Source organism: Clostridium sp. CS1-1 (assembly GCF_056135525.1).
In genome coordinates this window covers 4,937,805-4,962,013 of sequence record NZ_CM148680.1, presented here as the reverse complement: position 1 = coordinate 4,962,013, position 24,209 = coordinate 4,937,805, and the positions used below count along the sequence as shown (strand labels likewise).

Below are 24,209 nucleotides of genomic sequence, written 5' to 3'. Positions count from 1 at the left end.
TTTAATATAATGAGTGCTGCTGATATTAATTTTCAGCAGCACTTTTTCCAGTAATAAATCCTGAGCTCCAAGCCCATTGAAGATTAAAGCCTCCACAGTCTCCGTCTACATCTAATATTTCGCCAGAAAAGTATAAATTTTTAACTATTTTAGACTCTAATGTTTGTGGATTTACTTCTTCTGTATTTATGCCACCGGCAGTAACTTGTGAATTCTTAAAAGAGTTAGTATCACTTACTGAAAAGCTCCAACTTTTAAGCAATTCATATATTTTTTGTTTTTCAGACCAAGACAAATCAGAACATGGTTTGTGTATGTTTTCTATCGATGCTTCTTTTAAGATTACTGGGATAACTTTCTTATTAATAATACCTATAAATGAATTAAAAACACTTCTATAGCTAAATAATCCCCAGTGATTTTCTAGAAATTCTATTAAACCATCTTTATCTAATTCAGGCATCATATCAATAGACAGAGTTACCTTTTTACCTTCAAATAGAGCATAAGAAGCGATACGACTTAATTGAAGTATAGGGGGCCCAGATATACCGTAATCTGTAAATAATATTTCTCCAAATTCTTTTCGCTGAAGTGTTCCGTTAACTAATATTTGAGCAAAGCCATTAAATTTTACTCCTGATAGAGCCTTTAGATGATTATACGCTAATTTGAGCTGTACAAGGGCAGGAACAGGGTTTACTATACTATGGCCTAGTTGTTTAGCTAAGCTCAATCCTGATCCATCTGAGCCTGTATTAGGTGCTGATTTACCCCCACAGCAGAGTATTAGTTTCTTGCTTTCATAAATATCTCCAGATTCTGTAGTCATTTTAAATCCTTTTGTAGAATATTTTATGTCTTTTACTTTTGAATTAAAATAAAGTGGAATATTACGATCCTCTAAAGACATTCTGAATATATCAAGTGCAGAAGACGCCTGAAGAGATAAGGGGAACATTTTATCACCATCAAGTGTAGTTAGTGGAAGACCTAGCGAATAAAAAAAGTCTATTGTATTTTGTAAGTTAAATTTATCCAATGTATATTCAAAAAAGTTAGGGCTCTTACTGTGATATCGTGAATAGTTAATGTTTTGGTTAGTTATATTGCAACGACCATTTCCAGTAGTTAATATTTTAATTCCTATTCTACTATTTCCCTCTAGTATGGCAACATCTTTTCCTATATCTTTTGCGGTGATTGCTGCCATAATACCAGAGGCTCCACCGCCAATTATTATTAGTTCATGAAACAAAGATAACAACTCCTTGCGATTAAATTATTCTATAATATTTTACCCGAAAAACCTTTTAAATTAAATCTATAAATTTTAAGAATTTTATTTTAGAGTTATCATATATAAATTTAGTATTAACCAAAAGTCTAGCAACTTTTATCCGATGACTATTCGCTCTAATACTCCCTCTTCTCCAAGAGGGAGTAAAGAGCGGCTACGTCCCTGGATTCGTTCAACTAAGAATCAGGTGGGGTTAAAACCCCATCTGATTAAAGTTTCACTTTATATTATCATATATTTCTAAGACTTCATAAGACGCATTTCTTATATTTACCTTTAATTTAGTATATAATAGAGTATGTATTACTTAATTAAAGTATAGAATTTTTTATTAAAACTTGAAAGGGGTAATAGGTTTATGGAAGCATCAGAATTATTAAATTATAAAAATTGGGTAGTTGTTGGAGATATACTCAATCAAGGAAAATATGCATACAGAATACTTAATGCTTTACAAGATGCTAGTTTTAATGTATCGGGAGTTAACCCAAGAGATACTACTGGAAACGCCTTTAAGGAACTTAAGACAGTACCTTATAAAATTGATGTTATAGATTTATGTATAAATCCAATAACTGGCATAAAGTTAATAGAGGAAGCAAGTGAATTAGGAATTAGTAAGGTTTTGATACAGCCAGGAGCCGAAAGTAGTGATATATTAACATTATGTAAAGAAAAGGGAATTACAGCTATACAAGGTTGTGCTCTTGTGGAACTTTCAAGCTATAATTCTAGATAAATACCTGTTATTCAAGGTTTAAATAGGGGAAATAGTCAAGCCTGAGTTACTAGACTGGCTGAAGGGGGAATACTAATGTTAAAAATATATGCTGTATCAGATTCTATAGGAGAAACCGCAGAACAAGTAGCTAGAGCAACAGCAAGTCAATTTTGTGAAAAGATAGAGATACAAAGAATACCTTATGTTAAGAGTTTTGAGGACGTTAATGATTTTATGAATACTCTTGAAGATAGGGAAAATATAATGATAATATCTACTATAGTTCTTGTGGATGTCAGAGAGTTTTTAGTTCAAAGATGTATAGAGACAGGAATCCATATAACAAATGTTTTAGGACCTTGCATAAGTGTAGCTTCAAGAATACTAAATAAGATGCCTGACTATAGACCAGGAGCCGTTTGGGGAATTGACTCAGATTATTTCAAGAAAATCGAGGCAATGGAGTTTGCGATTCAATACGATGATAGTAAAGATCATTCAGGTATAAAACATGCAGATGTAGTATTAGTAGGACTTTCGAGGACATCTAAAACCCCTATCTGTATGTATCTAGCTAATAAGGGAATAAAAGCATTGAATATACCAGTTATGCCGGAAGTACCTATACCAGAGGCTCTATATGAAATTGATAGAAGAAAAATTGTGGGACTTACTATAGATCCTATGCAGCTTATTGAAATAAGAAAACATAGATTAGATAAATTTGCAATGCTTTCAAAAGAAATTCAATATGCTAATGCTGAAAGAGTATTACAAGAGTTAGAGTTTGCTGATAGACTCATGAGGAGATTAAACTGTAAAGTTATAGATGTAACGAGAAGAGCAATAGAAGATACAGCATTAATAATAATGGATCATATAGGGTATATGGGGCCTAGATCTTACTAAAAACATTTTTAAGAAATAAAATAATAAATTTTTTTATCTTCTAAAAGCCTTGTAATTCAAGGCTTTTAGAAATAATTAAAAAAATAATAAAAAAAAGTAATAAAAAGTTGTTGACACTTTAGTGAATATCTTGTATTATGTTCTATGTCAGGGCGGTTAAGTCGAACTGAGAAAAAACTATAAATAATTTATGGCCCCTTGGTCAAGCGGTCAAGACACCACCCTTTCACGGTGGTAACAGGGGTTCGATTCCCCTAGGGGTCACCATAAAAAACGGGCGCATAGCTCAGCTGGGAGAGCACCTGCCTTACAAGCAGGGGGTCACAGGTTCGATCCCTGTTGTGCCCACCAATAAAATAAAAAAACAATATGGCCCAGTGGCTCAGTTGGTTAGAGTGCCGGCCTGTCACGCCGGAGGTCGAGGGTTCGAGTCCCTTCTGGGTCGCCATAAAAGTATGCTGGCATAGCTCAGCAGGTAGAGCAACTGACTTGTAATCAGTAGGTCGCGAGTTCGATTCTTGCTGCCAGCACCAAAAAAATAATAAGCATGGCCCCTTGGTCAAGCGGTCAAGACACCACCCTTTCACGGTGGTAACAGGGGTTCGATTCCCCTAGGGGTCACCATAAAAAACGGGCGCATAGCTCAGCTGGGAGAGCACCTGCCTTACAAGCAGGGGGTCACAGGTTCGATCCCTGTTGTGCCCACCAATAAAATAAAAAAATAATATGGCCCAGTGGCTCAGTTGGTTAGAGTGCCGGCCTGTCACGCCGGAGGTCGAGGGTTCGAGTCCCTTCTGGGTCGCCATAAAAGTATGCTGGCATAGCTCAGCAGGTAGAGCAACTGACTTGTAATCAGTAGGTCGCGAGTTCGATTCTTGCTGCCAGCACCAAAAAATAATAAGCATGGCCCCTTGGTCAAGCGGTCAAGACACCACCCTTTCACGGTGGTAACAGGGGTTCGATTCCCCTAGGGGTCACCATAAAAAACGGGCGCATAGCTCAGCTGGGAGAGCACCTGCCTTACAAGCAGGGGGTCACAGGTTCGATCCCTGTTGTGCCCACCAATAAAATAAAAAATTAATATGGCCCAGTGGCTCAGTTGGTTAGAGTGCCGGCCTGTCACGCCGGAGGTCGAGGGTTCGAGTCCCTTCTGGGTCGCCATAAAAGTATGCTGGCATAGCTCAGCAGGTAGAGCAACTGACTTGTAATCAGTAGGTCGCGAGTTCGATTCTTGCTGCCAGCACCAGAAAGCTGCACAATGTAAATTGTGTAGCTTTTTTATTTTTTACTTTTATTTTAATGATACTAACTTACTGTTGATACTTTAAGGAAGTTTACATAGAACTATTCACACTGTGGATTAATTTTATCTGTTTATGTTAAAAAGTTTACTATAAAATAAAAAGATATCCACATAATAAGAGTTGTGTGGGTATCTTTTACTATGTGGATATCTTTTTATTTTAATATCTTTGATTTTTGATGTTTTGATGTATTCTAATATCTTCACCAAAAAAATTACATAATATAAATTCACCAAGTAGACGTGAGGAAATTCTTTCAGAATATATTTTAAGTAAGTCTTCTAAATCATAATTTGTGGATATTAACATTTTATTTCTCTTCAGGAGTCTTCTATTTAATAAGTTAAATAGTTCAGTTTTGGAAAAGTCCGTTATCTGTTCTGACCCTAAGTCATCTATTATAAGCAAGTCACAATTTAACAATAAGTCTTCTGAAGTTTCATCGTTATTGAATCTTATATGTTTTAAATCATGAATTAAGGCTTCAGCTGTTCTATATACTACCAAGTAACCTCTATCTAAAAGCTCCTTTGCAATACAATTGGATAAAAAAGTCTTTCCAGTTCCGGGATTGCCCAAAAATAATAAGTTTTCATGAGATCCAGGAAAGCCTTGAATGAATTTCCATGACTTTGAGGCTATTTCTTCTATATTTTTTCTAGGACTTATTGGTTCATTACCAGTTTTATGATAAGAATAAAGTTCTAGATTAAAGTTATCAAAATTATTTTTATTTAATATATCTTTTAGGTCAGAGTTATCATAATATAAATGAACTAGTTTTTGTTTATAACAAGTACATTTTTGAGAGCCTACAAAACCTGTATCATTACACTTAGAGCACTTATAATGCATATCTAGATAGTCTATAGGGTATCTATGACTTACTAGTAATTCAGACTTTTTCATTCTTAAATCAGTAATCTTTTCTTTTAATTCTTTTAGATTTTTCTCTCTATCATTAGAATTGCTTAATACGCTCATTGATAATCTTAAGCATAACCTTCCTATTTCTTCTTCTATTTTTATTACTTCTGGTACTTTATATTGAATCTCTTCTCTTCTTTTTTTTAACGATTTCTCTTCAGTTTCTCTTAAGCTTTCATAAATCTTAGATATTTTGGATTTATAACCTTTTATCATTTATTATCCCACCCTAGCAATTTCTTTTTTAAGTCATCAAAATCATAATCTCTTTGCTTAAAGTTATTAAATGTACTATTTGAGGATTTAGCAGAGTTACTATTTTTAAAACCATTATTATAAGTAGGTTTTTTATTATCCTTCTTATCAACATCTTGGATAGTCTTGATTTCATCTTTATACCAACTTGCAAGGATACCATCTATGTACTTAAAGTCTGCTTTATTAATCCTTTGGAAGCATATGTCACAAGCTTTAAATATAAGGTCTAATGAAAAGTTATAGGTACTTATCCATTTCTCTAGGACTTCCTCTTGTGGCTTCATTATTTCAGCATCTTTTATACCTAGATAATTTAGTATTTTTCTTATTTTAATCCACTTATCTTCATGTTTCTTTATAAATGTCTGAGCATCATCTATGGTCTTAATCTTAGAATCAAACCATGAAATAGCTATCTTTTCTATATATCTACAATCAGTTTTGCCTTTTGAAGCACAATATTGAATTAAGAGCAGTATAATTTCAGGTGAAAAGTTAAAATCTTTTAACCAGCCTATGTACATTGTCATTTCCTTTGAAGAGAGCGGTCTACCTAGTAATTTTTCTATATCTTGTAGCATATCCTTAGTTGAGTTTTTATTTAATTCTTCTAATAAGTTTATATTTTCTTCCCTTTCTTCAGGGACATCAGATAATTCTAAGAATTCTATATTGTAATTTCCCATGTTATCAATAGGAATCATTCTAATAACATTTTCTTCACTCCAATAATTCCAGGCATTTACTACATCCGTTTCTAATAGGTGTAATGCTCCTGCCATTATTTGTGAACTTACTCCCAATTCTCCTGAAATGCAATATTTTAGCCCTAGAAGATAGACCTTAACGAATTCTCCCCGGGCTTTTGGCATGAACTTATCTATAAAAATGTTATTTACCGGAGTATAATTTGAACCTTTACTTTTAAATATAAAAGTACTCATATTGTTACAACCTACCTTCAATTAAGTTTTATGTTTAAAATAACTTCCATTTAGTAATTATAACAAAATAAAAAAAGTATAACAATGAAAAAAGTTTATTAAAGCATGTATAATTCTTACATTATGGGAAAAAATCAAGAAGTGACATAAAACTTGAACAAATAGAAAGGGTTGATTATTTTGTTATCTGGCTGTAGAGCTAAAATAATAGGAAATATTTTAGCTATTACTATTACTATTATAGTAGTTGTTCAATTTTTGTATTTTAGCAATCCATACGCTTATGAGGTTTACTTGAATGGTAAACACTTAGCGTATATTAAAGATAAAGAAGAGTTCTATAATGCTAAAATAAGTATAGAGAAGGATCTAGAAAAAAGAATTGGAAAAGTTGTTCTTAATGATAATGTAAAGTTTAATAATTTATTATGGATAAATCCTATTAGACTAAGCGATAGTAATACGATAAAAAAAAGTATTATAAATAATACAAATACTCAAGTACCAGTAGTCTTAATGAAATCTGATGGTAAAGAAGTAGCTTTTCTTGCCAGTGAAGATGAAATGAAAAAGGTTTTAGACGGCGTTAAGAGTACATATAAACAAAAGGATAGTAGTGGAACTTTTAAGTTAAAAAATAATATAACTTACATTAAACAACTTGCTAATTTGGATAAGTTAAAAAGCGTGGAAGACGCTGTAAAAGTTATAAGTACAGATAGTAAATATCCACTTATATCTTTTTATAAAGAAAATCAAGTTAATAAAATAGAAAGCGTAAGTCTTTCTAGATCAGCATCTGTATCAAAGCTAATGTATACTCCATCTAGAGGAAGTATAACTTCAGCATTTGGAGTTAGATGGGGTAGAATGCATAATGGAGTAGATATTGGCTCACCTATGGGGGATCCTATTTATGCTGCAATGAATGGTAAGATATATTATGCTGGCTGGGAAGAAGGATATGGAAATGTAATCAAAATAGATCATGGTGCAGGAATACAAACTATTTACGGTCACTGTAATAAGATAGATGTTATTAAGGGGCAAATTGTAAATCGTGGTGAAAAGGTTGGAGAAGTGGGAAGTACGGGTAATAGTACTGGACCTCATGTTCACTTTGAAGTTAGAGCCGATGGAATACCTCAGAATCCTTTAAAATATTTAAATTAATTAATTGTTCAAAAAACCCCAAGGAATATCTTAACTTATTATATTAAAAGTTAGGATATTCCTTATTAATTGACTGGAATATATTTTACATAAATGTATTTTGGTGGATAATGTGTTGACAGTAAAAAACTTTTAATATATACTTTGATTATCAAAGTATTTGATAATCAAAAATAATTTTAAAGGAGACGATCACATGAAACTACCTCCATTAATTATTGGGGAGTTAAAAGCAGATTTACCTATTATCCAAGGCGGTATGGGTGTAGGAGTATCAGGTTACAAACTCTCATCAGCAGTAGCAAATGAAGGTGGTATTGGTGTAATATCTGGAGTTCAGATAGGTTATAGAGAGCCAGATTTTGAAACTAATACTAAAGATGCGAATATTAGAGCGTTAAAAAAGGAAATTAAAATGGCAAAAGAGATAAGCCCTAAAGGTATTTTAGGTGTTAATCTTATGGTTGCCATCAATAATTATGATGAAATGGTAAAAGCTTGTGTTGAAGCACAAATAGATATAATTATCTCTGGAGCAGGGCTTCCATTGTCTTTACCTAAACTTGTGGAGGGCAGTAACGTTAAAATAGCTCCTATTGTTTCCTCTGGAAGAGCAGCTACGGTTATTATAAAGCAGTGGGCAAAGAAATATTCTAGAATTCCAGATATGGTTGTAATAGAAGGTCCAGAAGCAGGCGGTCATCTAGGATTTAATTTAGAAGAGCTTACTGAAGAAAAAAAATCTTTAGAAGAGATTGTGCCTGAAGTAATTGAAGTATTAAAGCCTTTTGAAGAAGAGTATAAAAGGAAAATTCCAGTAGTAGCTGCAGGTGGAATTTATACAGGAGAAGATATTGCAAGGTTTTTAGAACTAGGAGTTTCAGCGGTTCAAATGGGTACTCGATTTATAGCAACAGAAGAATGTGATGCAAGCATGAAATATAAAGAGGCATTTATAAATTCAAATAAAGAAGATATAAGTATTATAAAAAGCCCTGTAGGTCTACCAGGTAGAGCTATAAGAAATAAATTTATCAAAAAAGTAGAAAAAGAAAGAATAAGTCCTAAAAAGTGTTATAGTTGTATAAAGAAGTGTAATCCTAAGGAAACCCCTTATTGTATATCTAAAGCTTTAATTGAAGCTGTTAAGGGTAACTTAGATGAGGGATTAATTTTCACAGGAAGTAGTGGTTACAAAGTAGATAAGATAGTTACTGTAAAAGAACTAATTAATGAATTAGTTACAGATGCAGAAAAGGTTTATAATGAATAAAGAGCTTTTATTAAAATATTATTAAAGTGGTGATTTAGTGAGCAATTGTATAAGTATTCTAAATGAACTTTTAGTAAGTACTTTTAATGATATATTACAAATAGAACAAAAAGCTCTTAAATCTGGTGCTTTTAGTGACATATCTGTTACAGAAATTCATACTATTGAGGCTATAGGCATGTATAAGCCAAGGACTATGACAGAAGTAGCTGGTGATCTTAATATAACATTAGGAACACTAACGACAGCTATAAGTAATCTAGTTAAAAAGGGATATGTAGAAAGAAAAAAGTGTGAACAAGATAGAAGAATTGTACATATTCGGCTAACTAAAAAAGGAAAACTCGCTTATAGAATTCATGAAAAGTTCCATACTGACATGGTGAAGGCTACAATAGAAGGGCTTACTGAAGAAGAAGAAGGAATTTTAGTTAAGTCTTTGGGTAAAGTTAATGAATTTTTTAAGTCTAAGTACAAATTAAAAATTAACTTAAAGGAGATTAGCAATGAATAAGGTGCAGGTTATAGGTACAGGGAGCTATGTACCTTCAAAAATTGTAAGTAATGAAGATTTATCCTGTATTGTTGATACTAACGATGAATGGATAAGCAACATGACAGGTATAAGAGAAAGACGAATATCTGAAGGAGAAGATACATCTGTTATGGCCTCAAAAGCAGCATTAAAGGCTATAGAAAATGCAGGTATAAAAGCTGAGGATATAGATTTAATTATTGTAGGAACAGCTACACCAGATAGTTTCATTCCATCTACTGCATGTATGGTGCAAAGTAGTATAAAAGCTGTAAATGCTACTTGTTTTGATATTTCAGCAGCCTGTTCAGGATTTGTTTATGGATTAGATATTGCAACACAATTTATAAGAGCAGGAAGTTCAAAGGTTGTATTAGTCATTGGCGCAGAAACACTTTCTAAAATTGTTAACTGGCAAGACAGAAATACATGTGTATTATTTGGTGATGGCGCAGCGGCAGCTGTTCTAAAAGCTTCTGAAGTTGAAAGTGTATTATCCATTTATAGAGGCTCAGATGGCAGTAAGGGTCAATATTTAACAACTAATGCAATTCCAGTGAAAAATCCATACGTAAGTGAAGAGTATTTAGATAAGCAAGTAGATGCTGCGATAAGAATGAATGGAAGAGAAATATTTAAATTTGGAGTAAAAATTATAGCACATGGAGTAGAAAAACTTCTAGAGGATGCAAAGTGCTCATTAGAGGATATAAAATATATAGTTCCACATCAGGCTAACTATAGAATAATAGAATCAGCAGCTAAGAAATTGGGTATAAGTGAAGAAAAGTTTTATTTAAACCTAAATAAATTTGGAAATACATCTGCAGCTAGCGTGGGTATTGCATTAGATGATATGGTACAGAATAACTTACTTCAAGCTGGAGATAAAATTTTACTTATAGGATTCGGCGGAGGACTAACTTATGGTGGTCTAATAATTCAGTGGTAAATAAGCTGGTATATGGAGGATAAAATGGTATTTGAAAAAGTAAAAGAAATAGTAATAGAACAATTAGGATTAAATGAAAGTGATATAAGTATGGATACTTCTTTTGATGAATTAGGAGTAGATTCTTTAGATCTTTTCCAAATAATAATAGAGATAGAAGAAGAGTTTGGAATACAAATAGAGGATGCAGAATCAATTAAGACAGTAGCTGAGGCTGTTAAGTTTGTTGAAGAAAGAGTAGAGCAATAGAATAAAATACTAATTTATTAATTAAAATCAGGAGGATGAGTTATGATTAATTCCGTGTTTTCCGATATGGTTGGAATAAAATACCCTATTATACAAGGAGGAATGGCTTGGATTGCAGATAGTTCTTTAGCAGCCGCAGTTTCAAATGCAGGAGGACTAGGCATTATAACAGGTAATGCTCCGTTAGAGTGGGTTAGAGACGAGATACGTAAGGCTAAGAGTTTAACTGATAAGCCTTTTGGGGTTAATATAATGCTTTTAGGTGAGACAGCTGAAGCTGTTGCTAAGATGGTTTGTGAAGAAGGCGTTAAGGTTGTTACTACAGGAGCAGGTAACCCAGGAAAGTACATAGAAATGTGGAAAAGTCACGGTATAAAGGTTATACCTGTTGTTCCTTCAGTTGCATTAGCAAAGAGAATGGAAAGATCAGGTGTAGATGCTGTTATAGCAGAAGGTTGCGAGTCTGGTGGTCATATTGGAGAGCTTACTACAATGGCTTTAGTTCCTCAAGTGGTTGACGCTGTAAATATTCCTGTAATTGCAGCAGGTGGTATAGGTGATGGAAGAGGTGCAGCAGCAGCATTCATGTTAGGGGCTGAAGGAATACAAGTTGGAACTAGGTTTTTAGTAGCTAATGAATGTACTGTTCATGAAAATTATAAGAAAAGAGTAATAGCTGCAAAAGATATAGATACTCAGGTTACTGGTAGAGCTACAGGTCATCCAGTGCGTGTTATAAGAAATAAGCTTACTAGACAATTCCAATTATTAGAGAAGGATGGAGCAGCACTAGAGAAATATGAAGAACTTGGTAGAGGTGCGCTTTCTAAGGCTGCTCGTCAGGGAGATATAGATAATGGTTCTGTTATGGCTGGTCAAATTGCAGGACTTGTTTGCAAAGAACAAAGCTGTAGTGAAATTATAGAGGAAATGTTTAATGAAGCAGAAATGCATTTAAAAAGAGTACATAAGATATTTCAAATAGGATAACCTTGGAGGAAAATATGAGTAAAATAGCTTTTTTATTCTCAGGCCAGGGAGCTCAATACGTTGGCATGGGAAAAGAATTATATGATAATATAGATGTATGTAGAAATGTTTTTGAGAGCGCTGATAAGGCTCTTGGATTCTCAATAAGCAATATTTGTTTTGAAGGACCTGAAGAGGCATTGAATATTACAGAAAATACCCAACCAGCTATTTTGACAACAAGTATTGCTGCATTAAAGGCATTGGAGAGTAAAGGAATAAAAGCGGATGTTACGGCAGGGTTAAGTCTTGGGGAATATTCTGCGCTAGTTTATGGTGGTGTAATAGAATTTGAAGAAGCTGTTAAGCTAGTTAAAAAGAGAGGAAAATATATGCAGGAAGCAGTACCACAAGGAGTTGGTACTATGGCTGCTATCCTTGGATTAGATGAAGAGAAAATAAGAGAAGTATGTAATGAGTGTTCAAGTATAGGTGTAGTCGAGCCGGCTAATTTAAATTGTCCAGGACAAATCGTAATTGCTGGAGAAGTGAAAGCTGTTGAAGCGGCTTGTGAAAAGGCTAAGGAAAAGGGAGCAGCGAAAGCTATATTACTTTCAGTAAGTGGACCTTTCCATACATCAATGTTAAGTCCTGCGGCAGATAAACTAGAAGAAGAACTTAATAATATTTCTATAGGTGATTTAAAGATTCCTGTGGTAACTAATGTAACGGGAGAAGTTATAGATAACAAAGAAAATATAAAGCCATACTTAAAAAGACAAGTGATGACTTCAGTACTTTTTGAAAAGAGTATAAAAACAATGATGGATATGGGTGTAGATACATTTATAGAGATTGGCCCAGGAAAAACATTAAGTGGATTCGTTAAAAAAATCAATAGAAAAGCTGTGACATTAAATGTACAGGACTTAAAATCTTTAAATGCTACTATAGAAAAATTACAGAAATAGAATGGAGAATGGTAGATGGAAAGTTTAAAAGGAAAAACTGCAATAGTCACAGGAGCTAGCCGTGGTATTGGAAGATCGATTGCTTTAGGGCTAGCGGAGTTAGGGGCAAATATTGTTATAAACTATAGAAGTAATTCAAGTTCTGTTGAAGAATTAATAAAAGAAATAGAGAGCAAAGGAAGTAAGGCAATAGCTGTTCAAGGAGATGTTAGTGTATTTTCAGAATCTGAAAATATTATGAAAAAGGCTGTTGAAACTTTTGGAACTTTGGATATACTTGTTAATAATGCAGGGATTACAAAGGACGGACTAATTCTAAGAATGAAAGAAGAAGATTTTGATAAAGTAATAGAGGTAAATTTAAAAGGTGCTTTTAACTGCATAAGACATGCAACACCTATAATGATGAAACAAAAAAGTGGAAAAATCATAAATATATCTTCAGTAGTTGGAGTATCAGGTAATGCCGGCCAAATAAACTACTCCGCTGCAAAAGCTGGTATAATAGGTATGACTAAATCTGCTGCAAGAGAGCTTGCTTCAAGAGGAATTAATGTAAATGCCGTTGCGCCGGGATTTATTCAAACAGATATGACAGAAGTTTTATCAGATAAAGTTAAGGAAAGTACACTAAATAATATACCTCTAAAGAAATTTGGTACTGCTCAAGATGTAGCAAATTTAGTAGCTTTTTTAGCTTCTCCATCTTCAGATTATATTACTGGTCAAGTAATAAATGTTGATGGTGGAATGGTTATGTAAATTAAATTAAGTAAAAGGTTGGTGAATTGTCAATGAAAAGAAGAGTTGTAGTTACGGGATTGGGAGCAGTAACACCAGTAGGTAATGATGTAGATACGTTTTGGAATAATGTAAGAAATGGAGTTCATGGTATAGATTTCATTAAGTCTTTTGACACAGAAAACTTTAAGGCAAAGCTAGCCGCTGAAGTTAAGGATTTTGATCCTATAAAATATATAGATAAAAAAGAAGCAAAGAGAATGGATACATTCTGTCAATTTGCATTGGCATCAGCTATTCAAGCAGTAGAGGATTCGAAGTTAGATGTAGAAAATATAGATAAAGATAGATTTGGAGTTATAGTTGGTTCAGGAATTGGCGGAATCGGAACAATAGAAAAGGAACAAACAAAACTTTTAGAAAAGGGACCAGGAAGAGTTCAACCACTATTTATACCTATGATTATAGGTAACATGGCTGCAGGAAACATAGCAATTAGATTTGGTGCAAGAGCAATATGTTCAACAGTAGTAACAGCTTGTGCTACAGGAACAAACTCTATAGGAGAAGCTTTTCATGCCATTAAAAATGATTTAGCTGATATAATGATAGCAGGAGGAACTGAAGCATCAATTACTCCATTAGCTATTGCAGGATTTACTTCTTTAACAGCATTATCTAAAAGCACAGATCCTAATAGAGCATCTATTCCTTTTGATAAAGAAAGAAATGGATTTATTATGGGAGAAGGTTCAGGAATATTAGTATTGGAATCTCTTGAACATGCAAAGCAAAGAGGAGCTACTATATATGCTGAAGTTGTTGGGTATGGTTCTACTTGTGATGCATATCATATAACTGCTTCAAATCCTGAAGGTGCTGCAAAGGCTATGGAACTGGCTATAAAGGAAGCAGGAATAAATAAGGAAGAAGTATCATATATAAACGCACATGGAACAAGTACTGAGGTCAATGATAAGTCAGAAACTGCTGCAGTGAAGAGGGTATTTGGAGACTTCGCGAAAAATATTCCTATAAGTTCTACCAAGTCTATGACAGGTCATTTATTGGGGGCAGCTGGTGCTGTAGAAGCAATAGCATGTATTAAGGCTTTAAAAGAAGGATTTATACCTCCAACTGCAGGATATAAGGTACAAGATGAAGAATGTGATCTTGACTATGTTCCTAATGAAGGTAGAAGTGCAGAACTTAAATATGCGATGTCAAATTCCTTAGGTTTCGGTGGACATAACGCTGTAATTTTATTAAAAAAGTGGAGTGAGTAATATGGATTTTAATGCAATTCAAGGTATGATAAAAACTATGGACGACTCTAAATTAGGTTATTTAGAAGTTAACTGGAATGGTATATCTATAGTTATGAGAAAAGAGGGAGAAGCCGATTCTCAAAGACAACAAAAACACCATTTGAACACTGAGATAGAAGAATCAAAGAATCCCATACAAGAGATAATTGAGGATAAGATTGTGGTAAAGACTCAACCTAATAAAGAAAATTTAATTGAGTCAACAAGAGAGAATGTTGAAGAAAATGATAAAAAGATAACTCATGATGAAAATATAAAAGAAGTAGCTTCACCTATTGTTGGTACTTTTTATGAGTCTTCTGGTCCGGATAAACCTGCCTATGTGAAATTAGGATCAAAGGTTAAAAAAGGCGATACTCTTTGTATTATAGAAGCTATGAAGCTTATGAATGAAATTCAAAGTGAAGTAGATGGAGAAATTGTAGAAATCTTAGTTAACAATGAACAAATGGTAGAGTATGGCCAGGCAATGTTTAAAATAAAGATTCAATAGCAATATTTGATATATATGCATTAGGAGGAACAATAATGGAGAATATGGATTTTGTTGTTAATTTTGGAGTAAAGGAAATAAAAGAAATTATTCCTCATAGATATCCATTTTTATTAATTGATAAAGTAACTTATATGGAACCAGGCAAAAAGGTTACTGCATATAAAAATGTAACTATGAATGAATATTTCTTTCAAGGACATTTTCCAGAAGAACCTGTCATGCCTGGAGTACTTATTATAGAAGCTTTAGCACAGGCGGGAGCAGTAGCTATCTTAAGTCAAGAAAGTTTTAAGGGAAAAATCGCCTTCTTTGGTGGAATAAACAAAGCTAAATTTAGAAAAAAGGTTGTTCCTGGGGATACTTTAAGGCTAGAAGTAGAAATTATAAAGATTAAAGGACCAGCAGGTATAGGAACTGCAGTAGCATATGTGGATGATAAAAAGGCTGCTGAAGCTGAAATAATGTTTATGATAGGTGACAAAAATTAGAGTGTTGGGAATGGAAGTGTAAAAGTGTTTAATAAGATATTAATTGCAAATAGAGGGGAAATAGCAGTAAGAATAATAAGAGCCTGCAGGGAAATGGGTATTGAAACTGTAGCCGTTTATTCAGAAGCGGACAGGGATGCAATTCATACTCAAATGGCAGATGAGGCTGTATGCATTGGACCAGCGGCAGCAAAAGATAGCTATCTAAATATACAAAATATAATTAGTGCGACTGTTTTAACAGGTGCACAGGCTATTCATCCTGGATTTGGTTTCTTATCAGAGAATAGCAAATTTGCAAAGATGTGTAAGGAATGTAATATAACTTTTATAGGACCAGATCCTGAGTGCATCGATAATATGGGAAATAAGTCTAATGCAAGAGATATTATGATTAAGGCAGGAGTACCTATAGTTCCAGGTTCTAAAGGAGCTATAAGTAGTGAAAAAGAATTAATTAAAACTGCGAAGGAGATAGGGTATCCTGTAATGGTTAAAGCCTCTGCTGGAGGTGGAGGACGTGGAATAAGAATAGTTAGAGAAGAAAATGAACTTATAAGGTCATATGAGAATGCAAAAGCAGAGGCAAAAGCTGCTTTTGGAGATGATACTATATATGTCGAAAAGTTTGTAGAAAATCCTAAGCATGTTGAGATTCAAATATTAGGGGATAATTTTGGAAACATAGTATATCTAGGTGAAAGAGATTGTTCTATGCAAAGAAGAAATCAAAAAGTGATAGAAGAAGCTCCATGTCCTATAATGACAACAGAATTAAGAGAAGCAATGGGAGCAACGGCTATTCGTGCAGCTAAAGCAGTTAATTATAATAATGCAGGAACAATAGAGTTTTTATTAGATAAAAATAATAATTATTACTTTATGGAAATGAATACTCGTATCCAAGTAGAACATCCTATAACTGAAATGATTACTGGTATAGATTTAATAAAAGAACAGATTAAAATTGCAGCAGGAGAAAAATTAGGATTTACTCAAGATGATATAAGTTTAAATGGTCATTCTATTGAATGTAGAATTAATGCTGAAGACTCTAGTAGAGGATTTATGCCTTCACCAGGAAAAATAGAAGATCTTTATTTACCGGGTGGATTTAACGTTAGAATTGATAGTGCTGTATACTCAGGGTATGTAATACCTCCATACTATGATTCTATGATAGCGAAATTGATAGTTCATGGTAAGACTAGAGAAGAGGCTATTTGTAAAATGAGAAGAGCATTAGGAGAATTCTTAATAGAAGGAGTTCACACAAATATTGATTTTCAATTCGAGCTTATAAATAGTGAACAATTTATAAAAGGAACTTATGATACAAAATTCATAGAAAATAACTTTAAAATTTCATAATAAACTTTTAGTGTATTTCTGACTGGAGGTGAAAACTTGTTAAATAAATTTTTTAAGAAGACGAAATATATTACTGTAAGTCAACAATCATTAAGACGAAAAGAAGAAGATCCAGATAAAAAACCTAGCATTCCAGATGGTATGTGGGTAAAATGTGAGGGTTGTGGAAAAGTATTATATAAAAGTGATATACAAGATAATAACAAAGTATGCAGTCACTGTGGGCACCATTTTAGACTAACAGCAAGAGAAAGAATTAACCTTATTATAGACAAAGATACATTTAGTGAGTTTGATCATAATATCAATTCAACTAACCCTATTGATTTTAATGGATACGAAGAAAAAATAAGAAAAATGAAGCATCAAACTGGTATGAATGAAGCAGTGATTTCGGGTAGGGGAAGATTAAATGGTATAGATTTAGTTATTTGTGCTATGGATAGTCATTTCATGATGGGAAGTATGGGCTCTGTAGTTGGTGAGAAGATTACTAGGGCTGTAGAGAATGCCATAGAGTTAAAGTTACCATTAATAATCTTTACTACATCTGGTGGAGCAAGAATGCAAGAGGGAATGTTCTCATTAATGCAGATGGCAAAGGTAAGTGCAGCTATTGGTAGGCTAAATAAAGAGGGTTTGTTATATATATCTATACTTACAGATCCTACAACAGGTGGAGTTACAGCAAGTTTTGCGATGCTTGGAGATATTATTTTAGCAGAACCAGGTACTTTAGTTGGATTTGCTGGCAAGAGAGTTATAGAACAAACAATAAGACAAAAACTTCCTGAAGGGTTTCAGAAAGCAGAATTTCTGTTAGAACATGGTTTTGTAGATAAGATAGTTCCTAGGAGCGAATTAAAAAGCACATTAAAAAAGATACTTACAATTCATGATCGAAATAGATAATATTTGAGTATGAATATATTTTCTGAGGAAAGGAAGCGCTCGTATGGAAAAGATAGAAAAGGTACAACAAATTTTGAGCAAAAAATTTGAAAGCAAAACTGCTTGGGAAAGGGTATCTTTAGCAAGAATGATTGAAAGACCTACCGCACTTGACTATATAGAGAGAATTTTCGATTCCTTTATAGAGTTCCATGGTGATAGATACTTTGGAGACGATCCATCAGTTGTAGGCGGTATTGCATTGTTAAATGGAGAGCCTATTACTATAATTGCACATCAAAAAGGAAGAAATACAACTGAAAATATAAAAAGAAACTTTGGGCAGCCAAATCCTGAAGGATATAGAAAAGGTCTTAGGCTTATGAAACAAGCAGAAAAATTTAACAGACCTGTTGTGTGTTTTGTTGATACACCAGGAGCATTTCCAGGCATAGGAGCAGAGGAAAGAGGTCAAGGAGAAGCAATCGCAAGAAATCTTATAGAAATGTCAAATTTAAGAACACCAATAATATCTTTGGTTATAGGTGAAGGTGGAAGTGGTGGAGCATTAGCTTTTGCAGTAGCAGACAAGGTTTGGATGCTTGAAAACTCTGTGTACTCAATATTGTCTCCAGAGGGTTTTGCAACCATACTTTGGAAAGATGCTTCTAGAGCAAAGGAAGCTGCTGAAATTATGAAAATTACAGCTAAAGACTTAAATGACTATGGCATTGTAGATAAGGTAATTAAGGAACCATCAGGCGGGGCTCATAAAGATGTAGACAAAATGTCTTTATCTATAAAAAGAGAGTTAATTGAGTCATTTGGAATATTAAAAAAACAATCTATTGATGAGTTACTTGAAAAAAGATACGATAGATTTAGAAATATGGGCAAGTATATTGAAGTTTAAAGCTTAGAAATTATTCTAAGAAGTAGGTCATTGTAATTAATTGACAATAATGACAATATATTAAATATATTTAAAGTAGCTTTTATAAAAGGCTGCTTTATATTTTTATATTAAATGGGGTGAAGGTTATGGGAGTTAAGGCTCTATTTACCTATGATTATGGTAAATCTAACATGAAGAGAATAGAAGAACTAGGATATGATATAACAATTATAGGTGAAAAAGAAATAAGATATAATGATGAGTTAAAGGATACAGAGGTTTTAGTATGCTATAATCCATTTAAAACATTAGACATAACTAATATGAAGAACTTAAGATGGATTCAGTTATCAAGCGTAGGTATAGACCAATTGCCATTAGATTATGTTAAAGATACTAATATTAGTATCACGAATAATAAAGGTGGATATAGCATACCTATGGGAGAATGGGTTGTGCTAAAAATCTTAGAGATGTTTAAACATAGTTTAAAGTTATATAATAATCAAAGAGAAAAGACTTGGAAGATGGACACAAGTATTTTGGAGTTACATGGTAAAACTGTAGGCTTTATTGGTACAGGAAGCATTGCGGTGGAAGCTGCAAAGAGGCTCAGTGGTTTTGAGGTTAAAGTTTTAGGTTTAAATACAGAAGGAAGAAATGTGGAATATTTTCATGATTGTTTTCCTTCAAGTAAAATAGATGAACTATTATCTTTAAGTGATGTTGTAGTAGTTACTATACCATATACTAAACAAACACACCACTTATTAAATGAAGATAGGTTTAAAAGTATGAAAGATGGAGTATATCTTGTAAATGTAGCTAGAGGATCGATTATAGATGAAGAGTCCTTAATTAAAAATATACAAAAAGGTAAGATATCTGGTGCGGCACTTGATGTAGTGGAAGTAGAGCCACTAGATAAAAATAACCCTTTATGGGAGTTACCAAATGTAATAGTTACGCCTCATAATTCATGGATCTCAGAGATGGGAAATGCAAGAAGATTTAATTTGATATATGATAATATGAGTAAGTATATAGAAAACAAAGAACTAATAAATATAGTTAATTTACAAAAGGGATACTAAATAAAAAGGTGAGCATATTAATTTTTAATATGTTCACCTTTTTTCGATTTTAATTATATTAGACCTAAACAGTCGTAGGCGGTGTGAATACCCTTGTTGCTAATTCTGAATCTAGCATATAAAGACCAGCCGGATCATCAGCAGTTCTTTCTAACCTTTTAACCAAGGTATTGAAGGTAGTTTCCTCTTCTACTTGCTCATCTATGAACCACTTAAGTAAGCTTATAGTTGCATGTTCTCTTTCATCAGTTGCAATGTTCATTAGATTATAAACTCTTTGAGTAACTGTTCTTTCGTGTTCATAACCTTCTTTAAAGGTATGTAAAATCGATTCGAAGTTATTATTAGGGGCTGGAAGTGCTTCAATTGTAACTCTGCCCCCCATTTGATTCAAGTAATCAAAAAACCTCATGGCATGAAAATTTTCCTCTTGAGCTTGAACTTTAAAAAAGTTTGCAAAGCCATCTAAGTCATTTGCTGCGCAATATGCTTGCATAGCAATATATGAGTTAGCAGAGTAAAATTCATAGTTTATTTGATCGTTTATTGCTTTCATTAGTTTTTCACTTAACATAAAGTTTCCTCCTCAAAATAAATAATAATTATCAAGTAATATTTATATTTAATTAATATTACCACATATTTCATAATTTTAAAATATAATATTATTATTTTACTAATTTATTTTAAGTAAAAGCGATATAAAATATTATAAGGATTTAAATAAATCTTTATAAATATAAAAGTGATTGGAGAAAAATTCTACCAATCACTTTTATATTTATAAACTTTAAATTATATTTAAGGTAATAATTTGTTTAAGTCAACCATCCCTGAACCTTGAATCCATTTAGACATATCCAGGAAGGTACAAGATACCTTTAGTAGAGAAAGTAAGTCTTTAAATGATAAATCAGGATTATTTTCATACAGCAGGGCGCAAACTCCACTAATATATGCGGCTGCGCAAGAAGTTCCGCTATAGCTAATATAAGGTATTTCTAATGTTCTAGGATACATTTTCACTCCGTTTTTTTCTGATATATAATTTATGTTACAATTCATAGACAATATATCTACAGCTGCTGCTGATAAGTCTGGTTTCTCTATCTTGGCAAATGGCCCTGAAGAAGAGTACTTATAAGATTTGGGAGGCTTGTAATTAGTATCTATGCCTCCAACAGTGATACAGTTATCTAAGGTTGCAATACCAATTATACTTCCTTCACTGTTACCATTATTACCAGATGGGACAACAATAGTTATGTTATGTGTCACCGCAATATAAAATAGTTTAGAAAATAGTGATGTAATAAAATAATCATTAGATAACAGTTCGAAGGGAAGACATATTACCTTTAAATTATGTTCCTCTCTTTCACTTATGAGTGTTTGTATAGAGAATAAGATATCAGATACATACCCTTTTCCTATACTGTTAAAAGCCTTAATAGAATATAGGGAAGCGCCTTCAGCAATCCCTTTATTTGCACCTTTTGAAAGGTAACCACTTCCACATATTATTCCAGTCATAGCAGTCCCATGCCCGTTATCATCATAAGGATACTTGTATTCATTTATAATGTCTAAGAATTTTTTTATTTTGTTTTTAGGGTTTAACATATCTGCATGAGGATATATACCGCTATCTATTAAGCCTATACATATATTTTTCCCGGTTAGCTTATATCGCTCTTGAAAGGTAACACCATTAGAAGCAAGAATACTCCTACCTCCACATAAAACTGCACAGGTGTCTAAGGTAATATAGTCTACTTGAGGGAACTCTAGTATTCTCTCTATAGCATTAGCTGATAAAATAGCACAAATACAATTTATAAAGGGAATATAGTGTACTATATTTCCCTTATATGTTTTAACTTTTTTTTCAATGCTTTCTGACAAAGTCTTACAGTGTATTATTACTCTATAATTTTTATAGTGTTTTTTATCTATGGATATTTTTAAATCAGGATCTAATTTGCTCTTAAAGGAAAACATCTATCGCTCCTTAAAAATTAATTCCATTATATATTATAATATTAGTTTATAATATATGTGCTACTAATAGAATTAATTTTTAATTTAATTTATAAATTTCCTTACATAAGTTAAAAAAGGCTTTTGCTGTTGGTGTAAGTGTTCTTTTGCAGCTAGTGACTAAGTATATATACCTTTTTAGAAATAAATCTTCTATTTGACTTTCTTTTATAAGTCCAAGTGATATGTAATCCCTTAATACATGCCTTGATATTACTGAAACACCTAGTCCATTTTTCACAAATTGAAAAAGAGTATCTAAGTTATTTACTTCAAAGTGAATATCGATATTTGAAATATCAAAGCCCTGTTTTCTTAGAGCATCTTCAAAGGTTTTACGCGTTGCAGATCCTTCTTCTCTTAAAATAAATTTGTAGTTAGATAAAAATTGAATACTAACTGAATCAGGAATATTTAATGAAGGGGAAGATATTACAACTAAATCATCATCAATTAGTTTATAGCTTTTGATTTTTTCGTCATTTACAAGTTCTCCAACAAGACCTATTTCACAATCAAATTTAATTATATCTTCAATTATTTCGCCTGAGCTTTGTTCTGTAACATCAAATGAAACTTCAGGATATAATTTGTTAAACTCTTTTATTAGATTAGGAACTATAGTATTACAAGGTGTAGTACTAGCGGATAACTTAAGTTTGCCATTTATGGTCTCATTAAAATTTATAATACTAAAAATGGCTTTATCTCTAGTGTTTAATATATCTAAAGCGTATTTTAAGAATGATTCACCGGCTGGCGTTAAGAGCACTTCCTTAGAAGTTCTGTCAAAAAGTTGTACGCTTAATTCTTTTTCTAAGCTAGCTATATGAGAACTAATAGCAGGTTGTGACAAGAAGCTTGAAGTTGCCGCTTTTGAAAAACTCTTAAATTTAGCTACATTAATAAATGCCTCTATTTGTTTAAAATCCATTTAGTTATCCCCCCAGATATATATTAAATGTTTTGCTTATTAAAATTGATATATAGTACGTTTACAAACATGTACATATATATTATATATACATAGCATACTTTAGTCTAACATATACTAGAAATATTTAAAACAAAATAAGGCTGATGAATAACATCAGCCTTATTAGCACTTATATTTAAATATTAGAATACCTATAATCATTATAACAACACCTATAATTTTTGTTATTCCGAATTTGACCTGAGGTGTGTCAAAAAGGCCTAAGGCATCGATTAATGCTGCGGCAGTCAATTGTGCAACTAAAATAATTGAGATAGAACAAGTAGGGCCTAAGGACTTAATTCCTTGCATTACAGTGTATATTATAGCTACACCTAGCACTCCGCCTAATAAATATAATTTATTTGCATTTTTTATATTTTTAAAGCTTCCATTTCCAAGCACTAGCAAACAAATTGTTGTTACAACTAATCCAATTCCCTGAACTAAAGCATTAGTTTCCCATATACCAATTTTATCGCCTAGTCTTGTATTAAAAACACCTTGAAAACTCATGCAGACTCCAGCTATTATTGAAAATATTATACCAAACATTCTGCTATCACCTTCCCAAGTTTAGTTTAACCATACTAATTATTTATTATTAAAAAATCCAAAGAAAAAAACCTATGTTTAAAATCATAGGTTTTTCTTTGGATTAGTATCCTTCATCTTGTCTTTTATGATTAATGTCATTCTTTTCATAATAAGCTGCTTCTATTTCATATGGTTTAAATCCTAATATTTTACCAAGAACTAAAAAATCTTCGAATAAAGTTATATATTGATCTTTAGAAGAGCAAGTAATAAAATCATTTATATCAATGTATAAATTTAAAAATTGAGCTGTTAAGTCATATTGAAGAAGTTCTTTATCGTCAATCTCTATTTCAGTAAAATTTTCTTCTATACCTAAAGTCAAAATAAAGTGAAGACAATCAACATATTCTTCTAAAATAACTTTTTTGTCAGATGGTTGTTTATCACTCCAAAACTTAAAACATCTCGTCTCATTCGCAAGTTCTGCAAGTTCAACTTGTAAGGCTAATACTTTTTTTGAAAGCAACGATTCTCCGTGAAGTCCATGATTTTCTCTTATGCGTTCATCTAAATTTTTTTGTAATTCAAATAGTTTCGCTAGATTCATATAATGAGGCCGCCTTTCTGTATCCTTATAATCAGATAAAATATTATTAGAATATTTGACAAATCTTTAATTTATCCTACATATATATTTTATCTAAATTTGAAAGACATTGAAACAATATACAAACGGTTACATAAAAATTTTTTTAAAATTATTAAAATAACTTGTTTTTTAACTAGTATGATATAATATTTAAAATAAAAAGTGAAACCTTTAATATATACAAGGTTTCGCTTTTTATTTTAAGCTAATGTAGT

Annotated in this window: 25 protein-coding genes and 12 tRNA genes; 29 read left to right on the top strand and 8 right to left on the bottom strand. The window is 32.5% G+C overall.

Annotated features, from left to right (window positions below; all coding sequences use genetic code 11):
* Positions 1-25 precede the first annotated feature (25 nt).
* A complete protein-coding gene (locus AC0N0V_RS23575) occupies positions 26-1,258 on the bottom strand; it encodes a BaiN/RdsA family NAD(P)/FAD-dependent oxidoreductase (protein WP_474461362.1) in 1,233 nt (410 codons plus the stop codon).
* A 400-nt stretch (positions 1,259-1,658) separates the two neighbouring features.
* Between AC0N0V_RS23575 and AC0N0V_RS23570 the strand changes: the two genes are divergently transcribed.
* The 14 genes from AC0N0V_RS23570 to AC0N0V_RS23505 all read left to right on the top strand — a co-directional run bounded on the left by AC0N0V_RS23570 (position 1,659) and on the right by AC0N0V_RS23505 (position 4,176).
* Positions 1,659-2,039, top strand: coding sequence for a CoA-binding protein (locus AC0N0V_RS23570; RefSeq protein ID WP_474461361.1), 381 nt, complete (start codon positions 1,659-1,661; stop codon positions 2,037-2,039).
* A 75-nt stretch (positions 2,040-2,114) separates the two neighbouring features.
* A complete protein-coding gene (locus AC0N0V_RS23565) occupies positions 2,115-2,930 on the top strand; it encodes a pyruvate, water dikinase regulatory protein (RefSeq protein ID WP_474461360.1) in 816 nt (271 codons plus the stop codon).
* 192 nt (positions 2,931-3,122) lie between these two features.
* A tRNA-Glu gene (locus AC0N0V_RS23560) sits at positions 3,123-3,197 on the top strand.
* A gap of 8 nt (positions 3,198-3,205) precedes the next feature.
* A tRNA-Val gene (locus AC0N0V_RS23555) sits at positions 3,206-3,281 on the top strand.
* Between the two features lie 20 nt (positions 3,282-3,301).
* Positions 3,302-3,378, top strand: a tRNA-Asp gene (locus AC0N0V_RS23550).
* A 9-nt stretch (positions 3,379-3,387) separates the two neighbouring features.
* Positions 3,388-3,463: transfer RNA gene (locus tag AC0N0V_RS23545), tRNA-Thr, on the top strand.
* Between the two features lie 16 nt (positions 3,464-3,479).
* Positions 3,480-3,554, top strand: a tRNA-Glu gene (locus tag AC0N0V_RS23540).
* Positions 3,555-3,562: 8 nt separating this feature from the next.
* Positions 3,563-3,638 (top strand) — tRNA-Val (locus AC0N0V_RS23535).
* 20 nt (positions 3,639-3,658) lie between these two features.
* Positions 3,659-3,735, top strand: a tRNA-Asp gene (locus tag AC0N0V_RS23530).
* 9 nt (positions 3,736-3,744) lie between these two features.
* Positions 3,745-3,820: transfer RNA gene (locus AC0N0V_RS23525), tRNA-Thr, on the top strand.
* 15 nt (positions 3,821-3,835) lie between these two features.
* Positions 3,836-3,910, top strand: a tRNA-Glu gene (locus AC0N0V_RS23520).
* An 8-nt stretch (positions 3,911-3,918) separates the two neighbouring features.
* Positions 3,919-3,994 (top strand) — tRNA-Val (locus tag AC0N0V_RS23515).
* Between the two features lie 20 nt (positions 3,995-4,014).
* Positions 4,015-4,091 (top strand) — tRNA-Asp (locus tag AC0N0V_RS23510).
* Between the two features lie 9 nt (positions 4,092-4,100).
* Positions 4,101-4,176 (top strand) — tRNA-Thr (locus AC0N0V_RS23505).
* 217 nt (positions 4,177-4,393) lie between these two features.
* On the opposite strand, the gene AC0N0V_RS23500 is transcribed toward AC0N0V_RS23505, so the two are convergent.
* Together AC0N0V_RS23500 and AC0N0V_RS23495 are read right to left on the bottom strand one after the other, a co-directional pair.
* A complete protein-coding gene (locus tag AC0N0V_RS23500; RefSeq protein ID WP_474461359.1) occupies positions 4,394-5,377 on the bottom strand; it encodes an ATP-binding protein in 984 nt (327 codons plus the stop codon).
* On the bottom strand, positions 5,374-6,363 hold the full coding sequence (locus AC0N0V_RS23495; RefSeq protein ID WP_474461358.1) for a DnaD domain protein: 990 nt from the start codon (positions 6,361-6,363) through the stop codon (positions 5,374-5,376). The genes AC0N0V_RS23500 and AC0N0V_RS23495 overlap by 4 nt, the downstream gene beginning before the upstream one ends.
* A gap of 171 nt (positions 6,364-6,534) precedes the next feature.
* On the opposite strand from AC0N0V_RS23495, the gene AC0N0V_RS23490 reads away from it, so the two are divergent.
* The 15 genes from AC0N0V_RS23490 (at position 6,535) to AC0N0V_RS23420 (ending at position 19,789) form a co-directional block, all read left to right on the top strand.
* Positions 6,535-7,536, top strand: a complete 1,002-nt coding sequence (locus AC0N0V_RS23490) for a M23 family metallopeptidase (protein WP_474461357.1) — start codon at positions 6,535-6,537, stop codon at positions 7,534-7,536.
* Positions 7,537-7,732: 196 nt separating this feature from the next.
* Entirely contained in the window at positions 7,733-8,809 is a 1,077-nt protein-coding gene (locus AC0N0V_RS23485) for an NAD(P)H-dependent flavin oxidoreductase (protein WP_474461356.1), read from the top strand.
* A 37-nt stretch (positions 8,810-8,846) separates the two neighbouring features.
* Positions 8,847-9,323, top strand: coding sequence for a MarR family winged helix-turn-helix transcriptional regulator (locus AC0N0V_RS23480; RefSeq protein WP_474461354.1), 477 nt, complete (start codon positions 8,847-8,849; stop codon positions 9,321-9,323).
* Entirely contained in the window at positions 9,316-10,296 is a 981-nt protein-coding gene (locus tag AC0N0V_RS23475) for a beta-ketoacyl-ACP synthase III (protein WP_474461353.1), read from the top strand. Before AC0N0V_RS23480 ends, AC0N0V_RS23475 begins: the two co-directional genes overlap by 8 nt.
* A gap of 24 nt (positions 10,297-10,320) precedes the next feature.
* Complete coding sequence (locus tag AC0N0V_RS23470) at positions 10,321-10,545, top strand: acyl carrier protein (RefSeq protein ID WP_474461352.1); 225 nt, start codon at positions 10,321-10,323, stop codon at positions 10,543-10,545.
* Between the two features lie 42 nt (positions 10,546-10,587).
* Complete coding sequence (gene fabK / locus AC0N0V_RS23465) at positions 10,588-11,535, top strand: enoyl-[acyl-carrier-protein] reductase FabK (protein ID WP_474461351.1); 948 nt, start codon at positions 10,588-10,590, stop codon at positions 11,533-11,535.
* Positions 11,536-11,549: 14 nt separating this feature from the next.
* The gene (fabD, locus tag AC0N0V_RS23460; RefSeq protein ID WP_474461350.1) at positions 11,550-12,485 is read left to right on the top strand and encodes an ACP S-malonyltransferase; all 936 of its coding nucleotides are present in this window, start codon (positions 11,550-11,552) and stop codon (positions 12,483-12,485) included.
* Positions 12,486-12,500: 15 nt separating this feature from the next.
* Positions 12,501-13,247, top strand: a complete 747-nt coding sequence (gene fabG, locus AC0N0V_RS23455) for a 3-oxoacyl-[acyl-carrier-protein] reductase (RefSeq protein WP_474461349.1) — start codon at positions 12,501-12,503, stop codon at positions 13,245-13,247.
* A 32-nt stretch (positions 13,248-13,279) separates the two neighbouring features.
* On the top strand, positions 13,280-14,512 hold the full coding sequence (gene fabF, locus AC0N0V_RS23450; protein ID WP_474461348.1) for a beta-ketoacyl-ACP synthase II: 1,233 nt from the start codon (positions 13,280-13,282) through the stop codon (positions 14,510-14,512).
* Position 14,513: 1 nt separating this feature from the next.
* Positions 14,514-15,047 (top strand): acetyl-CoA carboxylase biotin carboxyl carrier protein, encoded by a 534-nt coding sequence (gene accB, locus AC0N0V_RS23445; RefSeq protein WP_474461347.1) that lies wholly within the window; start codon positions 14,514-14,516, stop codon positions 15,045-15,047.
* Between the two features lie 35 nt (positions 15,048-15,082).
* Positions 15,083-15,538: a 3-hydroxyacyl-ACP dehydratase FabZ gene (fabZ, locus tag AC0N0V_RS23440; protein ID WP_474461346.1), complete on the top strand. Its 456-nt coding sequence runs from the start codon at positions 15,083-15,085 to the stop codon at positions 15,536-15,538.
* 24 nt (positions 15,539-15,562) lie between these two features.
* Positions 15,563-16,909, top strand: a complete 1,347-nt coding sequence (locus tag AC0N0V_RS23435) for an acetyl-CoA carboxylase biotin carboxylase subunit (RefSeq protein ID WP_474461345.1) — start codon at positions 15,563-15,565, stop codon at positions 16,907-16,909.
* Positions 16,910-16,945: 36 nt separating this feature from the next.
* Positions 16,946-17,821 carry an acetyl-CoA carboxylase, carboxyltransferase subunit beta gene (gene accD / locus AC0N0V_RS23430; protein ID WP_474461344.1) on the top strand — a complete coding sequence of 292 codons (876 nt, stop codon included), beginning with the start codon at positions 16,946-16,948 and terminating at the stop codon, positions 17,819-17,821.
* Between the two features lie 43 nt (positions 17,822-17,864).
* Entirely contained in the window at positions 17,865-18,713 is an 849-nt protein-coding gene (locus AC0N0V_RS23425; RefSeq protein ID WP_474461342.1) for an acetyl-CoA carboxylase carboxyltransferase subunit alpha, read from the top strand.
* 128 nt (positions 18,714-18,841) lie between these two features.
* Positions 18,842-19,789, top strand: a complete 948-nt coding sequence (locus AC0N0V_RS23420; protein WP_474461341.1) for a phosphoglycerate dehydrogenase — start codon at positions 18,842-18,844, stop codon at positions 19,787-19,789.
* 64 nt (positions 19,790-19,853) lie between these two features.
* Here AC0N0V_RS23420 and AC0N0V_RS23415 read toward each other — a convergent pair whose 3' ends face one another.
* The 5 genes from AC0N0V_RS23415 to AC0N0V_RS23395 all read right to left on the bottom strand — a co-directional run bounded on the left by AC0N0V_RS23415 (position 19,854) and on the right by AC0N0V_RS23395 (position 23,952).
* A complete protein-coding gene (locus AC0N0V_RS23415) occupies positions 19,854-20,363 on the bottom strand; it encodes a ferritin (RefSeq protein WP_474461340.1) in 510 nt (169 codons plus the stop codon).
* A 227-nt stretch (positions 20,364-20,590) separates the two neighbouring features.
* Positions 20,591-21,790, bottom strand: a complete 1,200-nt coding sequence (locus AC0N0V_RS23410; protein ID WP_474461338.1) for a S8 family serine peptidase — start codon at positions 21,788-21,790, stop codon at positions 20,591-20,593.
* 79 nt (positions 21,791-21,869) lie between these two features.
* Positions 21,870-22,763 carry a selenium metabolism-associated LysR family transcriptional regulator gene (locus AC0N0V_RS23405; protein ID WP_474461337.1) on the bottom strand — a complete coding sequence of 298 codons (894 nt, stop codon included), beginning with the start codon at positions 22,761-22,763 and terminating at the stop codon, positions 21,870-21,872.
* Positions 22,764-22,928: 165 nt separating this feature from the next.
* The gene (locus AC0N0V_RS23400) at positions 22,929-23,360 is read right to left on the bottom strand and encodes a DMT family transporter (RefSeq protein WP_474461336.1); all 432 of its coding nucleotides are present in this window, start codon (positions 23,358-23,360) and stop codon (positions 22,929-22,931) included.
* Between the two features lie 103 nt (positions 23,361-23,463).
* On the bottom strand, positions 23,464-23,952 hold the full coding sequence (locus AC0N0V_RS23395; RefSeq protein WP_474461335.1) for a dUTP diphosphatase: 489 nt from the start codon (positions 23,950-23,952) through the stop codon (positions 23,464-23,466).
* Between the last annotated feature and the right edge of the window lie 257 nt (positions 23,953-24,209).